Annotated in this window: 18 protein-coding genes; 5 read left to right on the top strand and 13 right to left on the bottom strand. The window is 52.2% G+C overall.

Annotated elements, in window-relative coordinates:
* Positions 1 to 3: 3 nt before the first annotated feature.
* Genes mraY through mraZ form a run of 7 tightly spaced genes read right to left on the bottom strand, consistent with a single transcriptional unit; the run spans position 4 to position 7,421 of the window.
* Entirely contained in the window at positions 4 to 1,086 is a 1,083-nt protein-coding gene (mraY, locus tag EO763_RS18785; RefSeq protein WP_010298023.1) for a phospho-N-acetylmuramoyl-pentapeptide-transferase, read from the bottom strand.
* Complete coding sequence (gene murF / locus EO763_RS18790; protein WP_161529862.1) at positions 1,080 to 2,441, bottom strand: UDP-N-acetylmuramoyl-tripeptide--D-alanyl-D-alanine ligase; 1,362 nt, start codon at positions 2,439 to 2,441, stop codon at positions 1,080 to 1,082. Before murF ends, mraY begins: the two co-directional genes overlap by 7 nt.
* Entirely contained in the window at positions 2,438 to 3,925 is a 1,488-nt protein-coding gene (gene murE, locus EO763_RS18795) for a UDP-N-acetylmuramoyl-L-alanyl-D-glutamate--2,6-diaminopimelate ligase (RefSeq protein WP_161529863.1), read from the bottom strand. Before murE ends, murF begins: the two co-directional genes overlap by 4 nt.
* Entirely contained in the window at positions 3,912 to 5,675 is a 1,764-nt protein-coding gene (locus tag EO763_RS18800; RefSeq protein ID WP_161529864.1) for a peptidoglycan glycosyltransferase FtsI, read from the bottom strand. The genes murE and EO763_RS18800 overlap by 14 nt, the downstream gene beginning before the upstream one ends.
* A 23-nt stretch (positions 5,676 to 5,698) precedes the next feature.
* Positions 5,699 to 6,019 carry a cell division protein FtsL gene (ftsL, locus tag EO763_RS18805; RefSeq protein ID WP_161529865.1) on the bottom strand — a complete coding sequence of 107 codons (321 nt, stop codon included), beginning with the start codon at positions 6,017 to 6,019 and terminating at the stop codon, positions 5,699 to 5,701.
* Complete coding sequence (gene rsmH, locus EO763_RS18810; protein WP_161529866.1) at positions 6,016 to 6,960, bottom strand: 16S rRNA (cytosine(1402)-N(4))-methyltransferase RsmH; 945 nt, start codon at positions 6,958 to 6,960, stop codon at positions 6,016 to 6,018. The genes ftsL and rsmH overlap by 4 nt, the downstream gene beginning before the upstream one ends.
* 2 nt (positions 6,961 to 6,962) lie before the next feature.
* Positions 6,963 to 7,421 (bottom strand): division/cell wall cluster transcriptional repressor MraZ, encoded by a 459-nt coding sequence (gene mraZ / locus EO763_RS18815; RefSeq protein ID WP_010298042.1) that lies wholly within the window; start codon positions 7,419 to 7,421, stop codon positions 6,963 to 6,965.
* A gap of 890 nt (positions 7,422 to 8,311) precedes the next feature.
* Between mraZ and EO763_RS18820 the strand changes: the two genes are divergently transcribed.
* Positions 8,312 to 8,749: an L-alanine exporter AlaE gene (locus EO763_RS18820; protein ID WP_010298045.1), complete on the top strand. Its 438-nt coding sequence runs from the start codon at positions 8,312 to 8,314 to the stop codon at positions 8,747 to 8,749.
* Positions 8,750 to 8,833: 84 nt separating this feature from the next.
* Here EO763_RS18820 and cra read toward each other — a convergent pair whose 3' ends face one another.
* The 4 genes from cra to EO763_RS18840 all read right to left on the bottom strand — a co-directional run bounded on the left by cra (position 8,834) and on the right by EO763_RS18840 (position 14,484).
* Positions 8,834 to 9,838, bottom strand: coding sequence for a catabolite repressor/activator (gene cra / locus EO763_RS18825; protein ID WP_010298048.1), 1,005 nt, complete (start codon positions 9,836 to 9,838; stop codon positions 8,834 to 8,836).
* Positions 9,839 to 10,105: 267 nt separating this feature from the next.
* Positions 10,106 to 10,597, bottom strand: coding sequence for an acetolactate synthase small subunit (gene ilvN, locus EO763_RS18830; RefSeq protein WP_010681718.1), 492 nt, complete (start codon positions 10,595 to 10,597; stop codon positions 10,106 to 10,108).
* Between the two features lie 2 nt (positions 10,598 to 10,599).
* On the bottom strand, positions 10,600 to 12,318 hold the full coding sequence (ilvI, locus tag EO763_RS18835) for an acetolactate synthase 3 large subunit (RefSeq protein WP_161529867.1): 1,719 nt from the start codon (positions 12,316 to 12,318) through the stop codon (positions 10,600 to 10,602).
* 360 nt (positions 12,319 to 12,678) lie between these two features.
* Entirely contained in the window at positions 12,679 to 14,484 is a 1,806-nt protein-coding gene (locus tag EO763_RS18840; protein WP_161529868.1) for an AMP-dependent synthetase/ligase, read from the bottom strand.
* A gap of 410 nt (positions 14,485 to 14,894) precedes the next feature.
* Between EO763_RS18840 and leuA the strand changes: the two genes are divergently transcribed.
* From leuA to leuD, 4 genes are read left to right on the top strand one after another with little or no spacing between them, the layout of a single operon-like run.
* Positions 14,895 to 16,493: a 2-isopropylmalate synthase gene (gene leuA / locus EO763_RS18845; protein ID WP_161529869.1), complete on the top strand. Its 1,599-nt coding sequence runs from the start codon at positions 14,895 to 14,897 to the stop codon at positions 16,491 to 16,493.
* Entirely contained in the window at positions 16,493 to 17,584 is a 1,092-nt protein-coding gene (gene leuB / locus EO763_RS18850; RefSeq protein ID WP_161529870.1) for a 3-isopropylmalate dehydrogenase, read from the top strand. The genes leuA and leuB overlap by 1 nt, the downstream gene beginning before the upstream one ends.
* 2 nt (positions 17,585 to 17,586) lie before the next feature.
* On the top strand, positions 17,587 to 18,987 hold the full coding sequence (gene leuC / locus EO763_RS18855) for a 3-isopropylmalate dehydratase large subunit (RefSeq protein WP_161529871.1): 1,401 nt from the start codon (positions 17,587 to 17,589) through the stop codon (positions 18,985 to 18,987).
* A 13-nt stretch (positions 18,988 to 19,000) separates the two neighbouring features.
* Positions 19,001 to 19,603, top strand: a complete 603-nt coding sequence (leuD, locus tag EO763_RS18860) for a 3-isopropylmalate dehydratase small subunit (protein ID WP_161529872.1) — start codon at positions 19,001 to 19,003, stop codon at positions 19,601 to 19,603.
* A 69-nt stretch (positions 19,604 to 19,672) separates the two neighbouring features.
* On the opposite strand, the gene EO763_RS18865 is transcribed toward leuD, so the two are convergent.
* Positions 19,673 to 19,984 carry an AzlD domain-containing protein gene (locus EO763_RS18865; protein WP_010298072.1) on the bottom strand — a complete coding sequence of 104 codons (312 nt, stop codon included), beginning with the start codon at positions 19,982 to 19,984 and terminating at the stop codon, positions 19,673 to 19,675.
* Entirely contained in the window at positions 19,981 to 20,715 is a 735-nt protein-coding gene (locus tag EO763_RS18870) for an AzlC family ABC transporter permease (protein ID WP_161529873.1), read from the bottom strand. The genes EO763_RS18865 and EO763_RS18870 overlap by 4 nt, the downstream gene beginning before the upstream one ends.
* Positions 20,716 to 20,785: the final 70 nt, after the last annotated feature.

Genomic DNA, 20,785 nt, shown 5'->3' on the forward strand with positions numbered 1-20,785 from the left:
GTCTTACCGTACCTTCAGCGTTGCCAGGCCAATCAGCACTAGCATCAACGAAATAATCCAGAAGCGCACAATCACGCGCGGTTCCGGCCAGCCCTTAAGTTCATAATGATGATGAATTGGCGCCATGCGGAAGATCCGCTGCCCGCGCAACTTAAAGGACCCGACTTGCAAAATCACCGACAGCGTTTCGACCACGAAGACACCGCCCATAATCACTAACAAAAACTCCTGACGCAGCAGGACCGCGATCGTCCCCAACGCGCCGCCCAGCGCCAAAGAACCTACGTCTCCCATGAAGACCTGCGCCGGATAGGTGTTAAACCACAGGAACCCAAGCCCCGCGCCCACAATCGCGGTGCAGACGATCACCAGCTCACTGGCATGACGGATATACGGAATATGCAGATAACCAGCAAAATTCATGTTCCCCGTTGCCCATGCCACCAGCGCAAAGCCTGCGGCAACAAACACAGTCGGCATGATTGCCAAGCCATCCAGACCATCAGTCAGGTTTACGGCATTACTGGTGCCAACAATCACAAAGTAGGCCAGCGCAACATAGAGCAGGCCCAATTGTGGCATCACGTCTTTGAAAAACGGCACAACCAGCTGCGTGGCTGGCGTATCTTTGCCGATGGAATACATAGTGAAAGCCACCACGAGTGCAATCACTGACTGCCAGAAATATTTCCAGCGGGCAATCAGCCCCTTGGTATCCTTACGAACCACTTTGCGGTAGTCATCAACAAACCCGACCGCGCCATAGCCTGCTAACACCAGCAGTACGCACCAGACATACGGATTCGACAGATTTGCCCACATCAGAACGGAAACAATGATCGCGACCAGGATCATCACGCCCCCCATCGTCGGGGTGCCGCGCTTACTGAAATGTGATTCTGGCCCTTCGTTACGCACAACCTGCCCAATCTGCAAACGCTGCAACCAGGCAATCATATGTGGTCCCATCCATAGGGAAATAACCAATGCGGTCAGCAGGCTGACAATGGCGCGGAACGTCAAATAAGAAAAGACGTTAAAACCGGTATAAAGTTTGGCCAAATGTTCGGCCAGCCATACTAACATTGAGCATTCTCCTGTAATGCATGTACAACCTGCTCCATCGCAGCACTGCGTGAGCCTTTGACCAATACGCTGATGACGTTATGTTCTGACATCAACACCTTCAAACGTGAAACCAGCGCGGCTTTATCCTGAAAATGCTCACCATTGCCACTGGCAGTGCCGATCAATTCACTCAATGTTCCCACACTCAATACGCGATCGATGCCCGCAGCACGCGCCGCTTCGCCCACTTGGCGATGGCACTCAGGGGCTTCATCCCCTAGCTCGCCCATATCACCAACGACCATCACGCGGTAACCCGGCATGTCAGCCAATACCTGTGCCGCCGCCGTCATCGAGCCCACATTCGCGTTGTAGCTGTCATCCAGCAGCAACTTGCCTTCAGACAAAGCAATCGGAAACAACCGCCCCGGCACCGCCTGAAGCTGGGATAAACCAGATTTAACGGCTTCCAGCGTCGCTCCGACGGACATTGCCAGCGCGGCCGCTGCCAGTGCGTTAGATACATTATGTCGACCAGGTAAAGGCAGCAGAACCTGCGTTTTGCCAAATGGCGTGTGCAAAGTGAAACGCGTACCTTGCGCCAAAACGTCTACGTCGCTGGCAAAAAAATCGATGTCGCAAGCCGCCTGCGGCGAGAAACGCCACACGGTTTTACGATTAAACATGACCTGCCAGTGCGGGAAATCGTTGCTGTCCGCATTCACGATAGCGACACCGTCTACTGGCAAACCCGCAAAAATCTCACCTTTCGCCTGCGCCACACCGGCCAGTGAACCAAACCCTTCCAGATGCGCAGCGGCCAGATTATTGACCAGTGCGCTTTCCGGCCGCACCAAATCGGTGGTATAGGCAATCTCACCAATGTGATTCGCCCCGAGTTCAATCACCGCAAACTGGTGTTCTGCCGTCAGGCGCAGCAGCGTTAACGGCACACCGATATCGTTGTTAAAGTTACCAGCGGTATACAGCACTGAGCCACATTGGCGCAGAATCGCCGCCGTCATCTCTTTAACCGAAGTTTTGCCAGAGGATCCGGTCAGTGCCACGACGCGTGCCGTTGACTGCTGACGCACCCAGGCAGCTAATTGGCCCAACGCCACACGCGTATCGCTCACCAACAGCTGTGGTTCGTCAACGAGTAAGCGCTTACTGACTAAAAGAGCCGCCGCACCGCCTTTCACCGCATCAGCGGCGTAATCGTGCGCATCAAATTTTTCGCCTTTCAGCGCAACAAATAAGCAGCCAGAAGACAGTTTACGCGTATCGGTTGAAACATCTTCAATATCAATGTTTTCGCCAATCAACTGCGCATTCAGCACCGTGGCAAGCTGCTGCAAGGAAACGCGAATCATGCAATCACCCCCAGCAGGCGGGCAACGGTGATGCGATCGGAATAATCAAGACGCTGATTGCCAACCAGTTGGTAGTCTTCGTGCCCTTTACCCGCAACCAGCACCACGTCATTTTCCTGCGCCTGCATGATCGCACTGGTAACTGCTTCAGCACGTCCGTGAATCACCTGAACCCGTCCGGCGTCCAGCAGCCCGGAGAGGATATCGGCAACGATCGCCTGAGGCTCTTCACTGCGCGGGTTATCATCAGTCACCACAACGCGGTCGGCCAGCTGTTCTGCGATGCCGCCCATAAGTGGGCGCTTACCTTTATCGCGATCGCCGCCACAGCCAAACACGCACCAGAGTTTCCCCTGACAGTGCAAACGTGCCGCTTCAAGCGCTTTTTCCAGCGCGTCTGGCGTGTGAGCGTAATCCACAACGACCGTTGGTTTTCCTTCTGCATGGAAAACTTCCATGCGGCCACATACAGGTTGCAACTGAGATCCCGCGATAACCAATTTGTCGAGCGGATAGCCAAGAGACAGCAACGTTGCCAGCGCCAGCAGCATATTGCTGACGTTAAACGCGCCCATCAGGCGACTTTCAATTTCGCCGTGTCCCCAGCTTGAATCAAACGCAATCGTGGCACCGTTGTCGTGATAATCAATCTGTGTCGCTTTCAGCCAGCGCCCACGGCAGCCGGGGACCAAATTGTTTTCCATGGTTACAGCAACCGCGTCCGGCAGTTTCGCCAACCAGCGCAGACCAACCTCATCATCAGCATTGATAATCATCTGGCCAACGCGATGCTCACCGAACAACGCCCATTTGGCCGCTTCGTAGCTTTCCATATCGCCATGGTAATCAAGATGATCGCGGCTCAGGTTAGTGAACACCGCTGCCGCGAACGGCAACGCTGCCACACGATGCTGCACCAGACCGTGGGAGGACACTTCCATTGCGGCGAACGTCGCGCCTTGCTCTACCAGTTGGCTTAACACCTGCTGAACATCGACAGCGGAACCCGTCGTATTTTCTGTCGGAATCGCCCGACCTAATAGGCCATTGCCTACCGTGCCCATCACCGCACTCGTTTCGCCTAATGCCTGACTCCACTGTGCCAGAAGCTGAGTCGTCGTCGTTTTTCCGTTGGTTCCCGTTACGCCAATCAGCTGTAACTTTTCCGCAGGCTGCTGATAAAAACGGCCTGCCAACGCGGACAGTCGCTGGTTCAGATTGCTGAGATACACCACTGGCACTCCGTGCATTTCGCGAACGGTGCCATCAGCGGCCTCACCTTCAGCTTCGGCAACAATCGCTGCTACGCCTTGCGCAATTGCCTGCGGAATATAGCGCCGTCCATCTGCTTTGTGCCCGACAATCGCGACAAACAGATCCCCGGCAGCCGCAACGCGGCTGTCTAATGTCATTTCCCGCAGCGCGCGCACCGGAGTGTCTTGCACCCACGGCGCAAGTAAATCGCGCAAATTACGATCTGCCACCTGATCCCTCTTCTCTATTAATTACAAACTCGTTTTTGTCGCCCGTCGGCAACGCATCCGGTTCGATATTCATCGTACGCAGAACGCCGCCCATGATGGCGCCAAAGATTGGCGCAGAAACCGCGCCGCCGTAGTACTTCCCTGCCTGCGGATCGTTAATCACGACAACCAGAGCAAAACGTGGGTTACTGGCTGGCGCCACACCCGCCGTGTAGGCAATATATTTGTTGATGTACTTGCCATCCGGCCCGACTTTCTTGGCCGTACCGGTTTTAATCGCGATACGGTAACCTTTGATGGCCGCTTTAGTCCCGCCGCCGCCGGGCAGCGCAACGCTTTCCATCATGTGCACAACGGAACGCACTAGTGCTTCAGGGAAGACACGCTCACCAGGAACGGGTGGATCAACTCGGGTAATCGACAGCGGGCGGTAAATACCGAAACTGCCGATCGTGGCGTAGACTCGCGCTAACTGTAACGGTGTTACCATCAGGCCGTAGCCGAAAGAAAAGGTGGCCCTCTCTATGTCAGACCACCGTTGTTTTTGAGGGTATAAGCCACTGCTTTCTCCGACCAACCCCAAATTGGTCGCTTTTCCCAATCCAAAGCGCGCGTAAGTATCGACTAGCGCAGAGGAGGGCATCGCTAACGCCAGCTTAGAAACTCCAACGTTACTCGATTTCTGAAGAACCCCAGTCAACGTCAATTCGCTGTAACGCGCCACATCTTTGATTTCATGGCCATTGACGTAATACGGCAGGGTGCTTAACACACTGTTCTCTTTCACCACCCCGCGCTGCAACGCCGTCATCACCACCATCGGTTTAACGGTCGAGCCAGGTTCGAAAATGTCGGTAATCGCGCGGTTACGCATAATGTCTTGCGGCGTATCCGCCAGATTGTTCGGGTTATAAGACGGGCTATTCGCCATTGCCAGTACTTCGCCCGTATTCACATCAACCAGTACGGCAGTGCCTGACTCCGCTTTGTTAAAGGCAACCGCGTTATTGAGTTCACGGTAAACCAGCGCCTGTAAACGCTCATCAATACTAAGTGCCAGATTATGCGCAGCCTGACTGTCAACGGAGGAGATATCTTCAATCACGCGGCCAAACCGATCTTTACGCACGGTTCGTTCACCGGGTTGCCCAGTCAGCCAGCGGTCAAAACTTTTCTCAACGCCTTCAATACCCTGTCCATCGATATTGGTGAAGCCAATGAGGTGGGAAGTCACTTGTCCAGAAGGATAATACCGGCGAGATTCCTGCCGCAGATTAATGCCCGGCAGCTTCAGCTTATGGATGTATTCGCCAATAGCCGGATTCACCTGACGCGCCAGATAAACGAAGCGCCCTTTAGGGTTAGCATTAATCTTCGTTGCCAACTGGTCCAACGGGATATCGAGCGCATCGGAAAGTGCTTTCCAGCGCGTATCCAGCGTAATACCGCCACGTTCGTTGACTTCTTTCGGATCGGCCCAGACGGCATTAACCGGCACGCTGACAGCCAAAGGACGACCAGCCCGATCGCTTATCATGCCGCGCGCCGTTGGCACTTCCTGCACGCGTAGGGAACGCATATCCCCCTCGCGCACCAGTTTGTCTGGGTTGATAACCTGAAGATAAGCCGCACGCGCCATCAAGCCAACCATCGCAAGCAGGATACAGCCGCAAAGCAACGCAAAACGCCAGCTAACAAAGCTGGCTTGATCTTCCTGGCGCTTTAACTTTCCTGTACGGGCTGCTTTCATGCTTAGCTGGTTGCCTATTTAGTTCATTGCTTAACCACAATGTTTTCCTGTGACGGATCAACATGCTCCATTTGCAGTTTCTCCGTCGCGATCCGCTCCACGCGGCTATGATCCCCTAGTGAGTTCTCTTCTAGGATCAGGTTTCTCCATTCGATATCCAGCGCATCACGCTCCAGCAAAAGCTGCTCGCGTTCTGCTGTCAGCAGACGTGTCTTATGCGCCGTGGTGACCACAAAGACCGCAGAAACCAGCACGGCAACCATCAACAACACAGGGAGTTTTGCATGACGCAGCAAATCCTCACCGATGACACCGACCAGAGTATGCCGCTCGTTACCGATCACGCTGGCAGTCTCTCAGCGAAGCGCAGAACCGAACTGCGCGCGCGAGGGTTTTCTGCAACTTCTGCTTCCGAAGGCATCAGTTTCTTGCCGACAGCTTTTAACGTCTGTCCACCCTGGCTGCGCAGTTGCTCTTCCGTTAACGGTAAGCCAGCCGGCACCTGTGGCCCACGGCTCTGATGGCGAATAAACCGTTTCACAATCCGATCTTCTAACGAGTGGAAGCTGATCACCGACAGACGCCCCTGCGGAGCCAGTACGCTCAATGCACCTTCTAGTGCACGTTCGATCTCTTCCAGTTCGCTATTGATATAAATGCGGATCGCCTGAAAACTGCGCGTTGCCGGATGTTTATGTTTTTCCCGAAACGGGCTGGCGGCAGCGATCAATTCGGCGAGTTCTTTTGTCCGCGTCATCGGTTCGAGACGATTACGTTCCACAATGGCGCGGGCAATACGCTTGGCAAAACGCTCTTCGCCGAACGTTTTCAAGACCCAGACAATGTCGTCAGCTTCCGCTTTCATCAGCCATTCAGCGGCGGACAAGCCACGCGTCGGATCCATACGCATATCCAGTGGGCCATCGCGCATAAATGAGAACCCACGTTCAGGGTCATCAAGCTGAGGAGAAGAAACGCCAAGATCGAGCAGAACGCCATCGATCTGCCCGGTCAGTCCGAGTTCCGCAACATACTCCGCCATAGCGGAAAACGGCCCGTGAATAATAGAGAAACGAGGATCGTCAATCGCCTTGGCGGCTTCAATGGCCTGAGGATCGCGATCGATAGCTAACAGGCGTCCTTCTGACCCCAGTTGGGAAAGAATCAGACGAGAGTGACCACCACGGCCAAATGTACCGTCGATGTATATGCCGCCGCTGCGAATGTTCAGGCCATTTACTGCCTCATCCAACAGGACGGTGGTATGTTTATAATTTTCCAGCATGGCTATAGCGATAGGTCCTGCAACCGCTCAGACAAAGGTTCCTGAGTCGATTGTTCAGCGTCAATATCATCCCTGACCTGTTGATACCAAGTCTGTTCATCCCACAGTTCAAACTTGTTGAACTGCCCGACTAGCATCACTTCTTTTTTGAGGTCCGCATGCTGCCTTAACGTATTCGCAATCAACAAACGCCCTGCACTATCCATTTGGCACTCGCTGGCATGCCCCAATAATAAACGCTGAACACGACGTTCAGCAGGGTTCATGCTCGACAAGCGCGATAGCTTTTGTTCAATAATTTCCCATTCAGGTAAGGGATAAAGCAGCAGGCATGGCTGATGCAAGTCAATGGTGCAAACCATTTGACCTTGCGATTCCCCGTTCAGCATTTCCCGATATCGGGTAGGCACAGCAAGGCGCCCTTTACTGTCGAGGTTAACCAGCGTAGCCCCACGAAACATACCTGAGTTACCCCTCCATAACCTTTTTCACCACTTTACCCCACAAAATCCCACCTTTAAGAGTGTACGGAGGGTATGAAAACCTTGTCAAGCCAGAGCTGGCGCGCTTTGGGATTATTCCTGAACGAATTGGGGCCGTCATAGAGGTAAAAGGAATAAGGAGTCAGAATTAACAAAGATTAACATCATGATAATTTGAGAAAAATTCATATCGGAACGGGAACATTGCAAACATATAGCCACCAACTTCGGCATATCGATTATTTTTATTGTCACACGCTGATACCAAAGATAGCAGTTTTCAGAATAGTCTTATCAGGCCGAACACCTTGAATACCAAGGCCTGCACGAGCCCGCAAGTCATACCGCAGCGGTTAACCATTGCTCAATGTCACATTTTTAGCATCAATATCGCCGATTCTTCATTAATCAGCCGATTTACGTTAATTGATGCCCCTCAGCCGACGAATGCGGTTTCCTGAAAAGAAAAGCAGGCTCAGGAAACGGACCGAATAAATTGAGCGCACGCCATCCCCAAAGACGTATTAAAAATGGGGTACCACAAGCAACCCTGTTTTATCGGTCATCTACTCACTTCCTTTAATGCTTTAACGCAATTCCCTCCCTTGCAAAAAGGCCCCTCCCCCAAAAATTATAACGAATTGTTTTTAAATAATTTTAAATCCCTTGTCGCGATAAAAAAACGAGAAAGTTACCGGACAGACATAAAGTAGCGGGAAAGTATAAAAAACGCTAAAAAATAAATATTTTTACCTAGTACAAAGCCAATCACTTAGTGATGTAAACTACTAAAACAAAATAAAGCATGACAAAAAACCATAAAAAGCCATCACATCAGTTTATCCGCCCTAAAAATGGAGCAACCAGGAATGTTTTCCCCGACGTCACGATTGCGAAGTGCCACCGCCGATACCTTTGCGCTCGTTGTCTATTGTTTCATCACAGGCATGGCAATTGAAATCATGCTTTCCGGCATGAGCGTCGAGCAATCACTGTCTTCACGTTTGTTATCTATCCCCGTTAATATTGCCATTGCCTGGCCGTACGGACTTTATCGCGATCGCGTGTTGAATATGGCCAGACGTCACGGTGGCGATCATTTTCTGGTGCGCAGCGTTGCCGATCTGTTTGCCTATGTCAGTTTCCAATCCCCCGTTTACGCCATCATTCTCTGGTCTATCGGGGCGAACCCCGCGCAAATCCTGACCGCCGTCACCAGTAATTTGGTGGTGTCGATGGTGACGGGCGTGATATATGGCTACTTTCTGGAATATTGCCGTCGGCTATTCCGGGTCGCATTGCCATAAAAGCGAATTGAGATTAGGTGATGAATTGAAATTGAGTAAAGAAGAAGCGCCATAGTCACTATGGCGCAGAAATGCAGACAGAGATTACGCGCGGCTCAGTGAACCACGACGATACAGATTGCGCCGGATACGATTCAAACCAGGTTTCGGCCTTTTCGGCTCATCCAGACTGGCCAGCACCAATTCCAGTACGCGCTCCGCGACTTCACGATGGCGCTGAGCGACAGACAATACTGGGCACTCCAGATAATCCAACAGTTCATTGTCCCCAAAAGTCGCGATAGCCAGATTATTCGGCAAACGCCCGTTAATCTTCAGGTTGACGTCCATCACTCCCTGCAATAACGGGAATGAGGTGGTGAATAACGCTTCGGGCATAGGATTATCTTTCAAATAATCCATAAACGCGGCAGCGGAAGCCACACGTTCATAGCTATTGGAATAAAGGTAATTCACTTCACGCGGATCGCCCGCCCACGCCTGACGGAAACCCTGCTCACGCAGGAAACTGACGGAAAGCTCAGGCAAGGCACCAAGATAAAGTACCGATTTCGCAGGCACTTTCCTTAATTCCTGCGCCAGCATTTCAGCATCTTCAAGATCGGCCCCCACCACGCTGGTGAAGTGCTCACGATCTAACGCCCTGTCTAACGCAATAATCGGCAGGCTGCCGTTTATCCAACGTTGATAAAACGGGTGCTCCGGCGGTAATGCGGTAGAAACGATAATCGCGTCAACTTGGCGCTGTAACAGATGCTCAATACACCGCATCTCGTTGTCCGGCTGATCTTCTGAACACGCGATTAATAGCTGATATCCGCGCTGTCTGGCCTGACGCTCCAAATAATTAGCGATGCGTGTATAGCTGGTATTTTCCAAATCGGGAATAACCAAACCAATTGAACGCGTACGCCCAGCACGTAATCCAGCCGCGACGGCGTTGGGATGATAATTGTGCTCCCTGACGACAGCCATGACTTTCTCAACGGTCTTATCGCTGACGCGATATTGTTTTGCTTTCCCGTTAATGACATAGCTGGCTGTCGTGCGTGAAACACCCGCAAGACGCGCGATTTCATCCAGTTTCACGGTAACCCCTTAGTAGGCCGGAAAATAAGTAGGCCGGCTCAATAAATAGTGTGATGACCATAAAATCATCATGGATATGACGTAGATCTAACAGCAGAAGCTTTTGTACGGCAACTGCTTTTATCACGTTACCCACATATTTCAAGCTGCCATATCAATAATGGATGTCTTTTAAGCTGAATGTATTGTGTCTATATAAGATAAGGGAAATAAAAAGGCCCGATACGATTATCGGGCCTCTTAAAAGAAAAAGCAGCGAAAAGTCGATTAACGCATGATTTTATCGCCGCGCGATACGCCGACGATACCAGAGCGCGCCACTTCAACAATTTCGGACACTTCACGCACGGCGCTGAGGAATGCATCCAGTTTATCGCTGGTGCCAGCAAGCTGTACGGTATAAAGCGAAGCGGTGACATCCACGATCTGACCGCGGAAAATATCGGCGCAGCGTTTCACCTCTTCACGACCATAGCCCGTAGCCTGTAGCTTCACCAGCATGATCTCACGCTCAACGTGCGCGCCCTGCCCCAGTTCGCTGACGCGCAGGACATCCACCAGCTTGTGCAGTTGTTTTTCGATCTGCTCCAGCACTTTCTCATCACCTACCGTCTGGATAGTCATACGAGATAGCGTTGGGTCTTCGGTTGGTGCCACTGTCAGGCTTTCGATGTTGTAGCCGCGCTGTGAAAACAGGCCGACGACACGTGACAAGGCGCCTGATTCATTCTCAAGTAATACTGATAAAATCCGCCGCATGATCAGGTCCTCTCCGTTTTGCTCAACCACATTTCGTCCATCGCCCCGCCGCGAATCTGCATGGGGTAAACATGCTCGCTGCTGTCGATGTTGATATCAACAAACACCAGACGATCTTTCTGTGCCAGCGCTTGCAACAGCTTACTTTCCAGTTCGTCCGGCGTGTCGATAGAAATCCCGACGTGACCGTACGCTTCAGCCAGCTTGACGAAATCTGGTAGCGATTCCATATAAGAACTGGAATGGCGGCCAGAGTAGATCATGTCCTGCCACTGCTTCACCATGCCGAGGAAACGGTTGTTCAGGTTGATCACCACAACAGGCAAGTCATATTGCAGCGCCGTAGAAAGCTCCTGAATATTCATCTGAATACTGCCATCGCCCGTTACGCAAATGACTGTTTCTTCCGGCAGCGCAAGCTTGATACCCAATGCCGCAGGCAGGCCAAAGCCCATCGTACCCAACCCACCGGAGTTCACCCAGCGGCGCGGTAAATCAAACGGATAATACAGCGCGGCGAACATCTGGTGCTGACCGACGTCCGATGCCACATAAGCTTTACCTTCCGTCAGTCGGTGCAGCGTTTCAATCACCGCCTGCGGTTTAATCTTATCGCTGTCAGTGCTGTATTTCAGACAGTGACGCCCACGCCATTGCTCAATACCCTGCCACCAGTCGCGCAGCGCATCAAACTGCTGCGGTGCGCCATCGTGTTCCAGTAGCTCCAGCATCAGGCTTAGCACCTGTTTAGCATCGCCAACGATAGGGATATCGGCATTGACCGTTTTGGAAATCGACGCGGGATCGATATCAATATGCAATACCGTCGCGTTCGGGCAGTACTTCGCCAGATTGTTCGTCGTACGGTCGTCGAAACGAACCCCTACGGCGAAAATCACATCGGCGTTATGCATGGCCATATTGGCTTCATACGTCCCGTGCATCCCCAACATGCCGAGGCATTGGCGGTGCGTTCCGGGAAAACCGCCCAGCCCCATCAGAGAGGTTGTCACTGGCAGGTTAAGTTTTTCCGCCAGCGTCAGCAGTTCTTCGTGGCACTCCGCGTTAATCACACCGCCACCGCTGTAGATAATCGGCTTTTCTGCCGCCAACAGGGTTTGTAGCGCGCGACGAATCTGGCCTTTGTGCCCCTGAACCGTCGGGTTATAGGAGCGCATGCTGACGCTTTCGGGATAAACGTACGGCAGTTTATTCGCCGGGTTCATGACGTCTTTCGGCAAATCGACCACCACTGGGCCAGGACGTCCGGTTGATGCCAGATAAAACGCTTTTTTCAGGATCGTCGGGACATCTTCCGCTTTCTTGACCAGAAAACTGTGCTTAACGATAGGCCGGGAAATCCCCACCGTGTCGCATTCCTGAAAGGAATCGTAGCCAATCAGCGAAGTCGCAACCTGACCGGACAACACCACCATAGGAATGGAGTCCATATAGGCAGTCGCGATACCGGTAATCGCGTTGGTCGCACCGGGACCGGACGTGACCAGCACAACACCGACCTCACCCGTCGCACGCGCATAGCCATCCGCCATATGTACCGCACCTTGCTCATGCCGCACCAAAATATGCTCGATACCGCCAACCGTATGCAGGGCGTCGTAAATATCCAGCACCGCACCGCCCGGATAACCGAACACATGTTTTACGCCCTGATCGATCAACGATCGGACCACCATTTCGGCGCCTGACAACATCTCCATGGGTCTGCCTCTTTTGTTCAGAAAGCGGAATCCGCTTCTGTATTGACCGGGGAAATCCCCGCGCTCACATTGTATTAATACTGTTAACTTTTAGTACAAGAATACGAAATTTTATAGGGATTACTGATAACCCATTAACATAACGTCAGATTATGACGCAGACAAACGGCAAAAAACCACCGCCCTTAATCAGGCCTAGGGGTAATCGAACGTGAGGGAAAAAGGAACTGAGATAAAATACTAACTGGGAACCTTCAGACCTGAGAGATCGTCCATAAAGGCCATAAATTACAGAGTGAAATATTGAGGCCGAAAACCACATTTCTTTTCAGGAAACGCGCTTCTCGGCCTACGACAGCATCAAGACTCTGCGTACATCGCATCAATTTCCAGTTGGTAACGCTGGTTGATGATCTTTCTGCGCAGCTTGAGCGTTGGCGTCAATTCCCCTTCCGCCATTGAAAACGGCACAGGCAACAGCGTGAATTTCTTCACCTGCTCAACGCGGGAAAGCTCTTTCTGCATCTCCCGCAGACGCTGCTCGAACAGCTCAATAATATGGCTGTGACGCAGCAGCTCCAAACGATCGTGATACTTCAGATTGATGGAGTGCGCGTATTCTTCCAGCGCCTCGAAACAGGGAACAATCAGCGCAGACACGTACTTACGCGTGTCCGCAATAATCGCAACCTGTTCAATGAAGCGATCCTGTCCCAGCGTGCCTTCCAGATGCTGCGGTGCGATATATTTACCGCCCGAGGTTTTCATCAGATCTTTCAATCGTTCGGTAATAAACAGGTTACCGTTGGCATCCAGTTCCCCCGCATCGCCAGTTTTCAACCAGCCATCTTCGGTAAAGGTGTCTGCGGTTTCCTGCGGACGGTGGAAATAGCCTCGCATGATGGTTGCGCCGCGTACCTGAATCTCTTTTTCTTCACCAATGCGGACCTCAATGCCCGGCAGCGGCGTACCAATAGAGCCTAAGCGGAAGCGGCCCTCTTCCCAGCAGGAAACCGTCGCACAGGTTTCAGTCATGCCGTAGCCATAAATGATGCGAATCCCAATCGACCGGAAAAACAGAATGATGTTGTCATCCAGTCGCGCACCTGCGGCTGGCATAAAGCGAATCTCGCCCCCCAGCAGTTGGCGCAGTTTCCCTAACACCAGTCGGTCTGCATAGCGATGCATCACGCGGCGGAAAAGACCGCCTTTCTTCGCGGCTTGGCTCGCCTGAAAAGCGTGTTGCCCCTGTGCGATAGCCCAGTTAAAGAGACGCTGGCGATACCACGGTGCCTGCGCCACTTTTTCATGGATTGCGCTGTAAACTTTCTCATAAAAACGCGGTACGGCACACATCACGGTAGGCTTCACCGCCTGCATCGCGGCACGCACCAGATTCGTATCGCTGAGGTACACGTTCTGCGCGCCACGGTGCATAATGACAAAGCTCCATGCGCGCTCAAATACGTGAGAAAGCGGCAAGAAACAGAGCGATACGTCGTTTTCTGACATATCCAGACGATCGTCGTGCAGCTTTAGCTGCATCGCCATGTTGGTGTAATCCAGCATGACACCTTTCGGTTCGCCGGTGGTGCCAGAGGTATAAATCAGCGTAAACAGATCGTTGAGATCGCGGCTGTCGATGCGCATTTGCCATTCCTCACGCCAGAAATCGTCTACCGCCTGCGCTTCAAATTCATGCAGGGATTGCACAATCTCACTACCGCGCAGGTTAACACCTTCATCCATCACGATGATGTTTCGCAGCTGTGGGCAGGTATCGCGCAGCGCCAGCAGCGCATCCAACTGTTCCTGATCGCCAACGAATATCGTACGGATGTCCGCATCATTGATAATGAATGCCGCCTGCGCCGCCGTATTCGTGGCATAGATTGGCACGCTAATCGCACGCAGGTGCAGCAGCGCCAGATCGGCCAGCGACCAATTCATTGAATTATGAGAGAAAATCGCAACCCGTTCCTGAACATCCAGCCCCAGCGCTAAGAGTGCGCTGGCAATGCGCTGAATACGCTGCCCGGCCTGTGTCCAGGTGAGCTGCTGTTCGCCCGCAGGCGTCCACTCGCGCAACGTAATGCGGCCTGCGCAGTGATTGATTTGATCTTGGACCCGGTGCACCACATGGTATGGCTGTAAATGATTATTCATCTGTAAAAGAATTTCTAAGGGGGAAGAATTTGACAGCATTTCAGCGTACAGCTGTACATTATTTGGCGTGCAGTCTACCGTCATTGTTCAAAACCGCAACGATCTTTCGTTCATTCGACGCAGGTTATCGCTGGTTTACTTGACGCATGTCACACCAATCAAAAGTTGACATAACCCTGATAATCGCGTACCAATAAAGGAACACCGAATTTCAGATGATGAGACACCATGTTCAACTTTACTGTCCTACTAGGCCTACTACTAAACGCATCCTTCTTGCGCGGTAGGTTTGTGGGCAGAGTTCAGAACTAAGTTTCTCGCCACACGATACAAAAACCCGCGCCGATGCGCGGGTTTTTTTTTACTCGCCGAGCGCTAAGTACAAGTAGACACGACAAGGAACTAAACCGATGAGCGAGCAAGTCATTATTTTTGATACCACATTACGCGATGGTGAACAGGCTTTACAGGCGAGCCTGAGTGTAAAAGAAAAGCTGCAAATTGCCTTTGCCCTGGAGCGTATGGGCGTTGATGTCATGGAAGTTGGCTTTCCCGTGTCCTCTCCCGGCGACTTTGAATCCGTTCAGACGATTGCCCGCAACATCAAAAATAGTCGTGTGTGTGGCCTGACCCGCTGTGTTGAGAAAGACATCGATGTCGCTGCAGAAGCGCTGCGTGTCGCAGAAGCGTTCCGTATTCACACCTTTATCGCGACCTCACCGATGCACATCGCCACCAAACTGCGCAGCACGCTGGATGAAGTGATCGAACGCGCCATTTACATGATCAAACGCGCGCGTAACTACACAGACGACGTTGAATTTTCCTGCGAAGATGCGGGCCGTACGCCAATCCCAGACCTGTGTCGCGTGGTTGAAGCCGCCATCAACGCCGGTGCTCGTACCATCAATATCCCAGACACCGTCGGCTACACCATGCCGCATGAGTTCGGCAATATCATCGCCTCTCTGTACCAACACGTTCCCAACATCGATAAAGCTATCATTTCTGTTCACACTCACGACGATCTGGGCTTGGCCGTCGGCAACGCCATGGCAGCGGTGCATGCAGGTGCTCGTCAGGTAGAAGGCACATTGAACGGTATCGGCGAGCGTGCGGGTAACTGTTCGTTGGAAGAAGTCATCATGGCGATCAAAACCCGCCATAACATCCTGAATGTACACACCAACATCAATCATCAGGAAATCTACCGTACCAGCCAGCTGGTCAGCCAGATTTGCAATATGCCCATCCCTGCTAACAAAGCGGTTGTGGGTGCCAACGCCTTCGCTCACTCCTCTGGTATTCACCAGGATGGCGTGCTGAAGAACCGTGAAAACTACGAGATCATGACGCCGGAATCCATCGGCCTGAAAGAAGTACAGTTGAACCTGACTTCCCGTTCTGGTCGCGCGGCGGTGAAACACCGCATGGAAGAAATGGGCTATCAGGACAGCGACTACAATCTGGACGATTTGTACTCTGCCTTCCTGAAACTGGCGGATAAGAAAGGTCAGGTCTTTGATTACGATCTGGAAGCGTTGGCCTTTATCAGCCGTCAGCAGGAAGAGCCTGAGTTCTACCATCTGGATTATTTCAGCGTTCAGTCCGGCTCCAGCGTGATGGCAACCGCCTCTGTCAAACTGATCTGCGGCGAAGAAACCCAATCAGAAGCCGCGACAGGCAATGGCCCGGTGGATGCCGTTTATCAGGCAATCAACCGCATTACGGGTTATCAGGTTTCACTGGTTAAATACCAACTGACCGCCAAAGGTCAAGGCCGTGATGCGCTGGGTCAGGTTGATATTGTCACGGATTATCAAGGGCGTCGTTTCCACGGCGTCGGTCTGGCAACGGATATCGTTGAATCTTCCGCGCAGGCAATGGTAAATGTATTAAACAACATCAAACGTGCTCAGCAGGTAGAAAAAGAAATTCAACGTCTGCAGCAGCACAGTAACCAACAACAAAACGATAGCAAACAACAAAACAGTCAGGAAACAGTGTGATGACAAAGAGCTACCATATCGCCGTTTTACCCGGAGACGGCATTGGCCCAGAAGTAATGGCGCAGGCCCATAAAGTACTGGATGCGGTACGTCAGCGTTTTGGCATCCGCATTACCACCAGCGAATATGACGTTGGCGGCATCGCCATTGACCGTCAGGGCACGCCGCTGCCGCAGGTGACCGTCGCGGGTTGTGAGCAGGCCGATGCGATTCTGTTCGGTTCCGTTGGCGGCCCGAAGTGGGAACACCTGCCACCGGCAGAACAGCCGGAGCGCGGTGCGTTATTGCCTCTGCGTAAACACTTCAAACTGTTCAGCAACCTGCGTCCTGCTCGTCTGTATCAGGGATTGGAAGCGTTTTGTCCGCTGCGTAGCGACATTGCCGCCAAAGGCTTTGATATCCTGTGCGTTCGCGAACTGACGGGTGGGATCTACTTCGGTCAGCCAAAAGGGCGTGAAGGTAGCGGTCAGTATGAGCGTGCTTTCGATACCGAGGTCTATCACCGTTTCGAGATTGAGCGCATCGCGCATATCGCGTTTGAATCCGCCCGTAAACGTCGCAGCATCGTGACATCCATCGATAAAGCCAACGTGCTGCAAAGCTCGATTCTGTGGCGTGAGATCGTCAACGAAGTCGCACAGCACTATCCCGATGTGAAACTGTCTCACCTGTATATCGATAACGCAACGATGCAGTTAATTAAGGATCCGTCTCAGTTTGACGTGATGCTGTGTTCTAACCTGTTCGGTGACATTCTGTCCGACGAGTGCGCCATGATTACCGGTTCAATGGGCATGCTGCCTTCTGCCAGCCTGAACGAGCAAGGCTTTGGCCTGTACGAACCGGCTGGCGGTTCCGCACCAGATATCGCCGGTAAAGATATTGCCAACCCGATTGCACAGATTCTGTCGCTGGCGCTGCTGCTGCGCTACAGCCTGGGTGCAGACGATGCCGCAGACGCGATCGAAAAAGCGGTCAATACTGCACTGGCTGAAGGCTACCGCACCGCCGATCTGGCAAGCGCCAGCAACGCGATAGGTACCAATGAAATGGGCGACGTGATTGCGCGTTTCGTGGCGCAAGGGGCATAACCATGGGTAAGACGTTATATCAAAAATTGTTCGAAGCGCACGTGGTTCATGAAGCGCCGAACGAAACGCCGCTGCTGTATATCGACAGACATCTGGTACACGAAGTGACTTCCCCACAGGCCTTCGACGGCCTCCGTGCGATGGGCCGTAAGGTTCGTCAACCGGGGAAAACCTTCGCGACTATGGACCATAACGTGTCCACGCAGACCAAAGACATCAACGCCAGTGGCGAGATGGCCCGCATTCAGATGCAGGAGTTAATCAAGAACTGTGCAGAATTCGGCGTTCAACTGTATGACCTGAACCACCCGTATCAGGGCATCGTTCACGTTATCGGCCCTGAACAAGGGATGACGCTGCCGGGTATGACCATCGTCTGCGGTGACTCCCACACAGCAACACACGGCGCGTTTGGCTCACTGGCTTTCGGTATCGGTACGTCGGAAGTGGAACATGTGCTGGCGACACAAACCCTGAAGCAGGGTCGCGCCAAAACCATGAAGATTGAAGTCACAGGCGATGCCGCTCATGGCATCACCGCGAAAGACATCGTGCTGGCCATCATCGGTAAAACCGGTAGCGCAGGCGGCACCGGCCACGTCGTTGAATTCTGTGGTAAAGCCATTCGTGCGCTGAGCATGGAAGGCCGTATGACGCTGTGTAATATGGCGATTGAAATGGGCGCGAAGGCAGGTCTGGTTGCACCGGACGACACCACCTTCAACTACCTGAAAGGCCGCCAATTTGCACCGAAAGATGCAAACTGGGATGCCGCCGTTGCGTACTGGAGCACGCTGAAATCTGATGATGACGCGCAGTTCGATACGATCGTCACGCTGGACGCCGCGCAGATCGCACCGCAGGTTACCTGGGGTACTAACCCCGGTCAGGTTATCGCCGTCAATCAGGAAATCCCTAGCCCTGACTCTTTCAGCGATCCGGTAGAACGCGCCTCCGCTGCCAAAGCGCTGGCCTATATGGATCTGCAACCCGGCATTAAACTGACCGATGTGAAGATCGATAAAGTCTTCATTGGTTCCTGCACCAACTCGCGCATTGAAGATTTGCGCGCAGCAGCAGAAATCGCCAAAGGGCGCAAAGTTGCCGCTGGTGTTCAGGCTATCGTCGTACCTGGCTCCGGCCCGGTAAAAACGATGGCAGAGCTGGAAGGGCTGGATAAAGTGTTCATCGAAGCGGGCTTTGAGTGGCGCTTACCGGGCTGTTCTATGTGTCTGGCGATGAATAATGACCGCCTGAACCCCGGCGAACGTTGTGCATCAACCAGCAACCGTAACTTTGAAGGCCGTCAGGGTCGCGCTGGCCGCACCCATCTGGTCAGCCCGGCAATGGCTGCGGCTGCGGCAGTAACGGGTCGCTTTGCCGACGTCCGCGAGTTGAATTAAGAGAGAAACCGACATGGCTAAATTTACCCAACACACAGGTCTGGTGGTTCCTCTGGATGCCGCTAACGTCGATACCGACGCCATCATCCCCAAGCAGTTTCTGCAAAAGGTAACGCGTACCGGTTTCGGCCAACATCTGTTCCACGACTGGCGCTTTCTGGATGATGCAGGCCAACAGCCTAACCCTGAGTTTGTGCTGAACCAGCCGCATTACAAAGGGGCGAGCATCCTGCTGGCGCGGGAAAACTTCGGCTGCGGTTCTTCCCGTGAGCACGCACCGTGGGCGCTGACCGATTACGGCTTCAACGTCGTTATCGCTCCAAGCTTCGCCGATATTTTCTACGGCAACTCGTTTAACAACCAGCTGCTGCCGGTGAAGTTGAGCGATGAAGAAGTGGATGAGCTGTTCAAGCTGGTTGACGGGCAGGAAGGCATTGCCTTCACGGTCGATCTGGAAAATCAGGTCGTTCAGGCGGGCAGCAAAAGCTATCCGTTCGAAATCGACAGCTTCCGCCGTCACTGCATGATCAACGGGTTAGACAGCATCGGCCTGACGCTACAACACGAAGCGTCTATCACCGAGTATGAAAAGAATCAGCCAGCCTTTTTGAACTGATTAAAGATTACAGATAGCCCAAAGCCCGCGCTTCCTTGTGGGCTTTTTCTTTTTGAAGAATAACGGGTATTACAATAAGGCTGCAATCATATAGAACGCCAACATACTCAAGAGGACCGCGACCACTATATTTCTGATAAAGAATGAAATCACGACACTCACTATCGCACCGAGAAAATACGGATTATCAGGAAATGCGCGAATAACGCCGTGGTCCATTAAAATAATCGGTCCGCAAATCGCGGTGAGTAAACAGGGTGCTGAATACTTTAACGCCCGATGGAGTAAAACCGGGATTTTTACCGGCACCGCGGGTTCAAGAAAGATATAGCGATTAAAAAACACGATCCCTGCCAGAACAAATATCAATAACCAGCTCATTTTTCTTCCTTAAGTACAGATGCGATGAGTACAGAGAAAAACATGCCGCCGACACCGGCAATAGCAATGGCACCTTCTACCTTGAAATAGCTTAATAGCATCGACAACAGCAGAGAAAACAGGACGCCAAAGAAGGTACTGATCTTCTTCATCATCGGTACAACGATGGTGATAAACGTGGCAACGATAGAATAATCAAGATGATATTTATCCAAATCGGGCACAGATGACGCCATAACTACGCCAAGAATACTGAAGATATTCCAGAAAATATAAAAGGTGAAACCCGCACCGATTAAATAGCTGGTGCTAACGTTGTTCTTCCTGTCTTTCTTTTCACTAAGTGCAAAAAGCTCATCCGATAATAAAAACCCGATAGGAAGCCGCTTTCTTAATTTCAACGTTGAAACGTATTCACGCAGCGTCAGGCCATATATCAGATGCTGCGCGGTGATAAAAAAAACGGAGATTAATAGCGTCGCGACATTCGCCCCAGACATGAGCAAACCAAGCGACACGAGTTGCGCCGCTCCCGCGAAAATAATCGCGGACATCCCGATACTTTGTCCAACGGATAATCCCGATTGGATAGCCATAGAACCGGCCAGAATGCCCCAGGGCACCACAGATAAACAGAGCGGCAGCATTTCAACCACGCCGGTCATAAAGTGCTTCCACGGACTCACGGTGTCTTTTGATTCAGACGATGAACGGGCTACGGTGTTTTCCATATAACATTGCACTACCATAAATAAATCGATAGCGGAAAACTAACAAACCGTCTTTTAAGAGTATTGGATG

Source organism: Pectobacterium odoriferum, assembly GCF_009931295.1.
Classification (GTDB): Bacteria; Pseudomonadota; Gammaproteobacteria; order Enterobacterales; family Enterobacteriaceae; genus Pectobacterium; species Pectobacterium odoriferum.

Bases quoted from the DNA above. Each gene is read 5' to 3' on its own strand.
- mraY (WP_010298023.1), bottom strand. From the start codon at position 1,086: ATGTTAGTATGGCTGGCCGAACATTTGGCCAAACTTTATACCGGTTTT.
- murF (WP_161529862.1), bottom strand. From the start codon at position 2,441: ATGATTCGCGTTTCCTTGCAGCAGCTTGCCACGGTGCTGAATGCGCAG.
- EO763_RS18800 (WP_161529864.1), bottom strand. From the start codon at position 5,675: ATGAAAGCAGCCCGTACAGGAAAGTTAAAGCGCCAGGAAGATCAAGCC.
- rsmH (WP_161529866.1), bottom strand. From the start codon at position 6,960: ATGCTGGAAAATTATAAACATACCACCGTCCTGTTGGATGAGGCAGTA.
- mraZ (WP_010298042.1), bottom strand. From the start codon at position 7,421: ATGTTTCGTGGGGCTACGCTGGTTAACCTCGACAGTAAAGGGCGCCTT.
- EO763_RS18820 (WP_010298045.1), top strand. From the start codon at position 8,312: ATGTTTTCCCCGACGTCACGATTGCGAAGTGCCACCGCCGATACCTTT.
- ilvN (WP_010681718.1), bottom strand. From the start codon at position 10,597: ATGCGGCGGATTTTATCAGTATTACTTGAGAATGAATCAGGCGCCTTG.
- ilvI (WP_161529867.1), bottom strand. From the start codon at position 12,318: ATGGAGATGTTGTCAGGCGCCGAAATGGTGGTCCGATCGTTGATCGAT.
- EO763_RS18840 (WP_161529868.1), bottom strand. From the start codon at position 14,484: ATGAATAATCATTTACAGCCATACCATGTGGTGCACCGGGTCCAAGAT.
- leuA (WP_161529869.1), top strand. From the start codon at position 14,895: ATGAGCGAGCAAGTCATTATTTTTGATACCACATTACGCGATGGTGAA.
- leuB (WP_161529870.1), top strand. From the start codon at position 16,493: ATGACAAAGAGCTACCATATCGCCGTTTTACCCGGAGACGGCATTGGC.
- leuC (WP_161529871.1), top strand. From the start codon at position 17,587: ATGGGTAAGACGTTATATCAAAAATTGTTCGAAGCGCACGTGGTTCAT.
- leuD (WP_161529872.1), top strand. From the start codon at position 19,001: ATGGCTAAATTTACCCAACACACAGGTCTGGTGGTTCCTCTGGATGCC.
- EO763_RS18865 (WP_010298072.1), bottom strand. From the start codon at position 19,984: ATGAGCTGGTTATTGATATTTGTTCTGGCAGGGATCGTGTTTTTTAAT.
- EO763_RS18870 (WP_161529873.1), bottom strand. From the start codon at position 20,715: ATGGAAAACACCGTAGCCCGTTCATCGTCTGAATCAAAAGACACCGTG.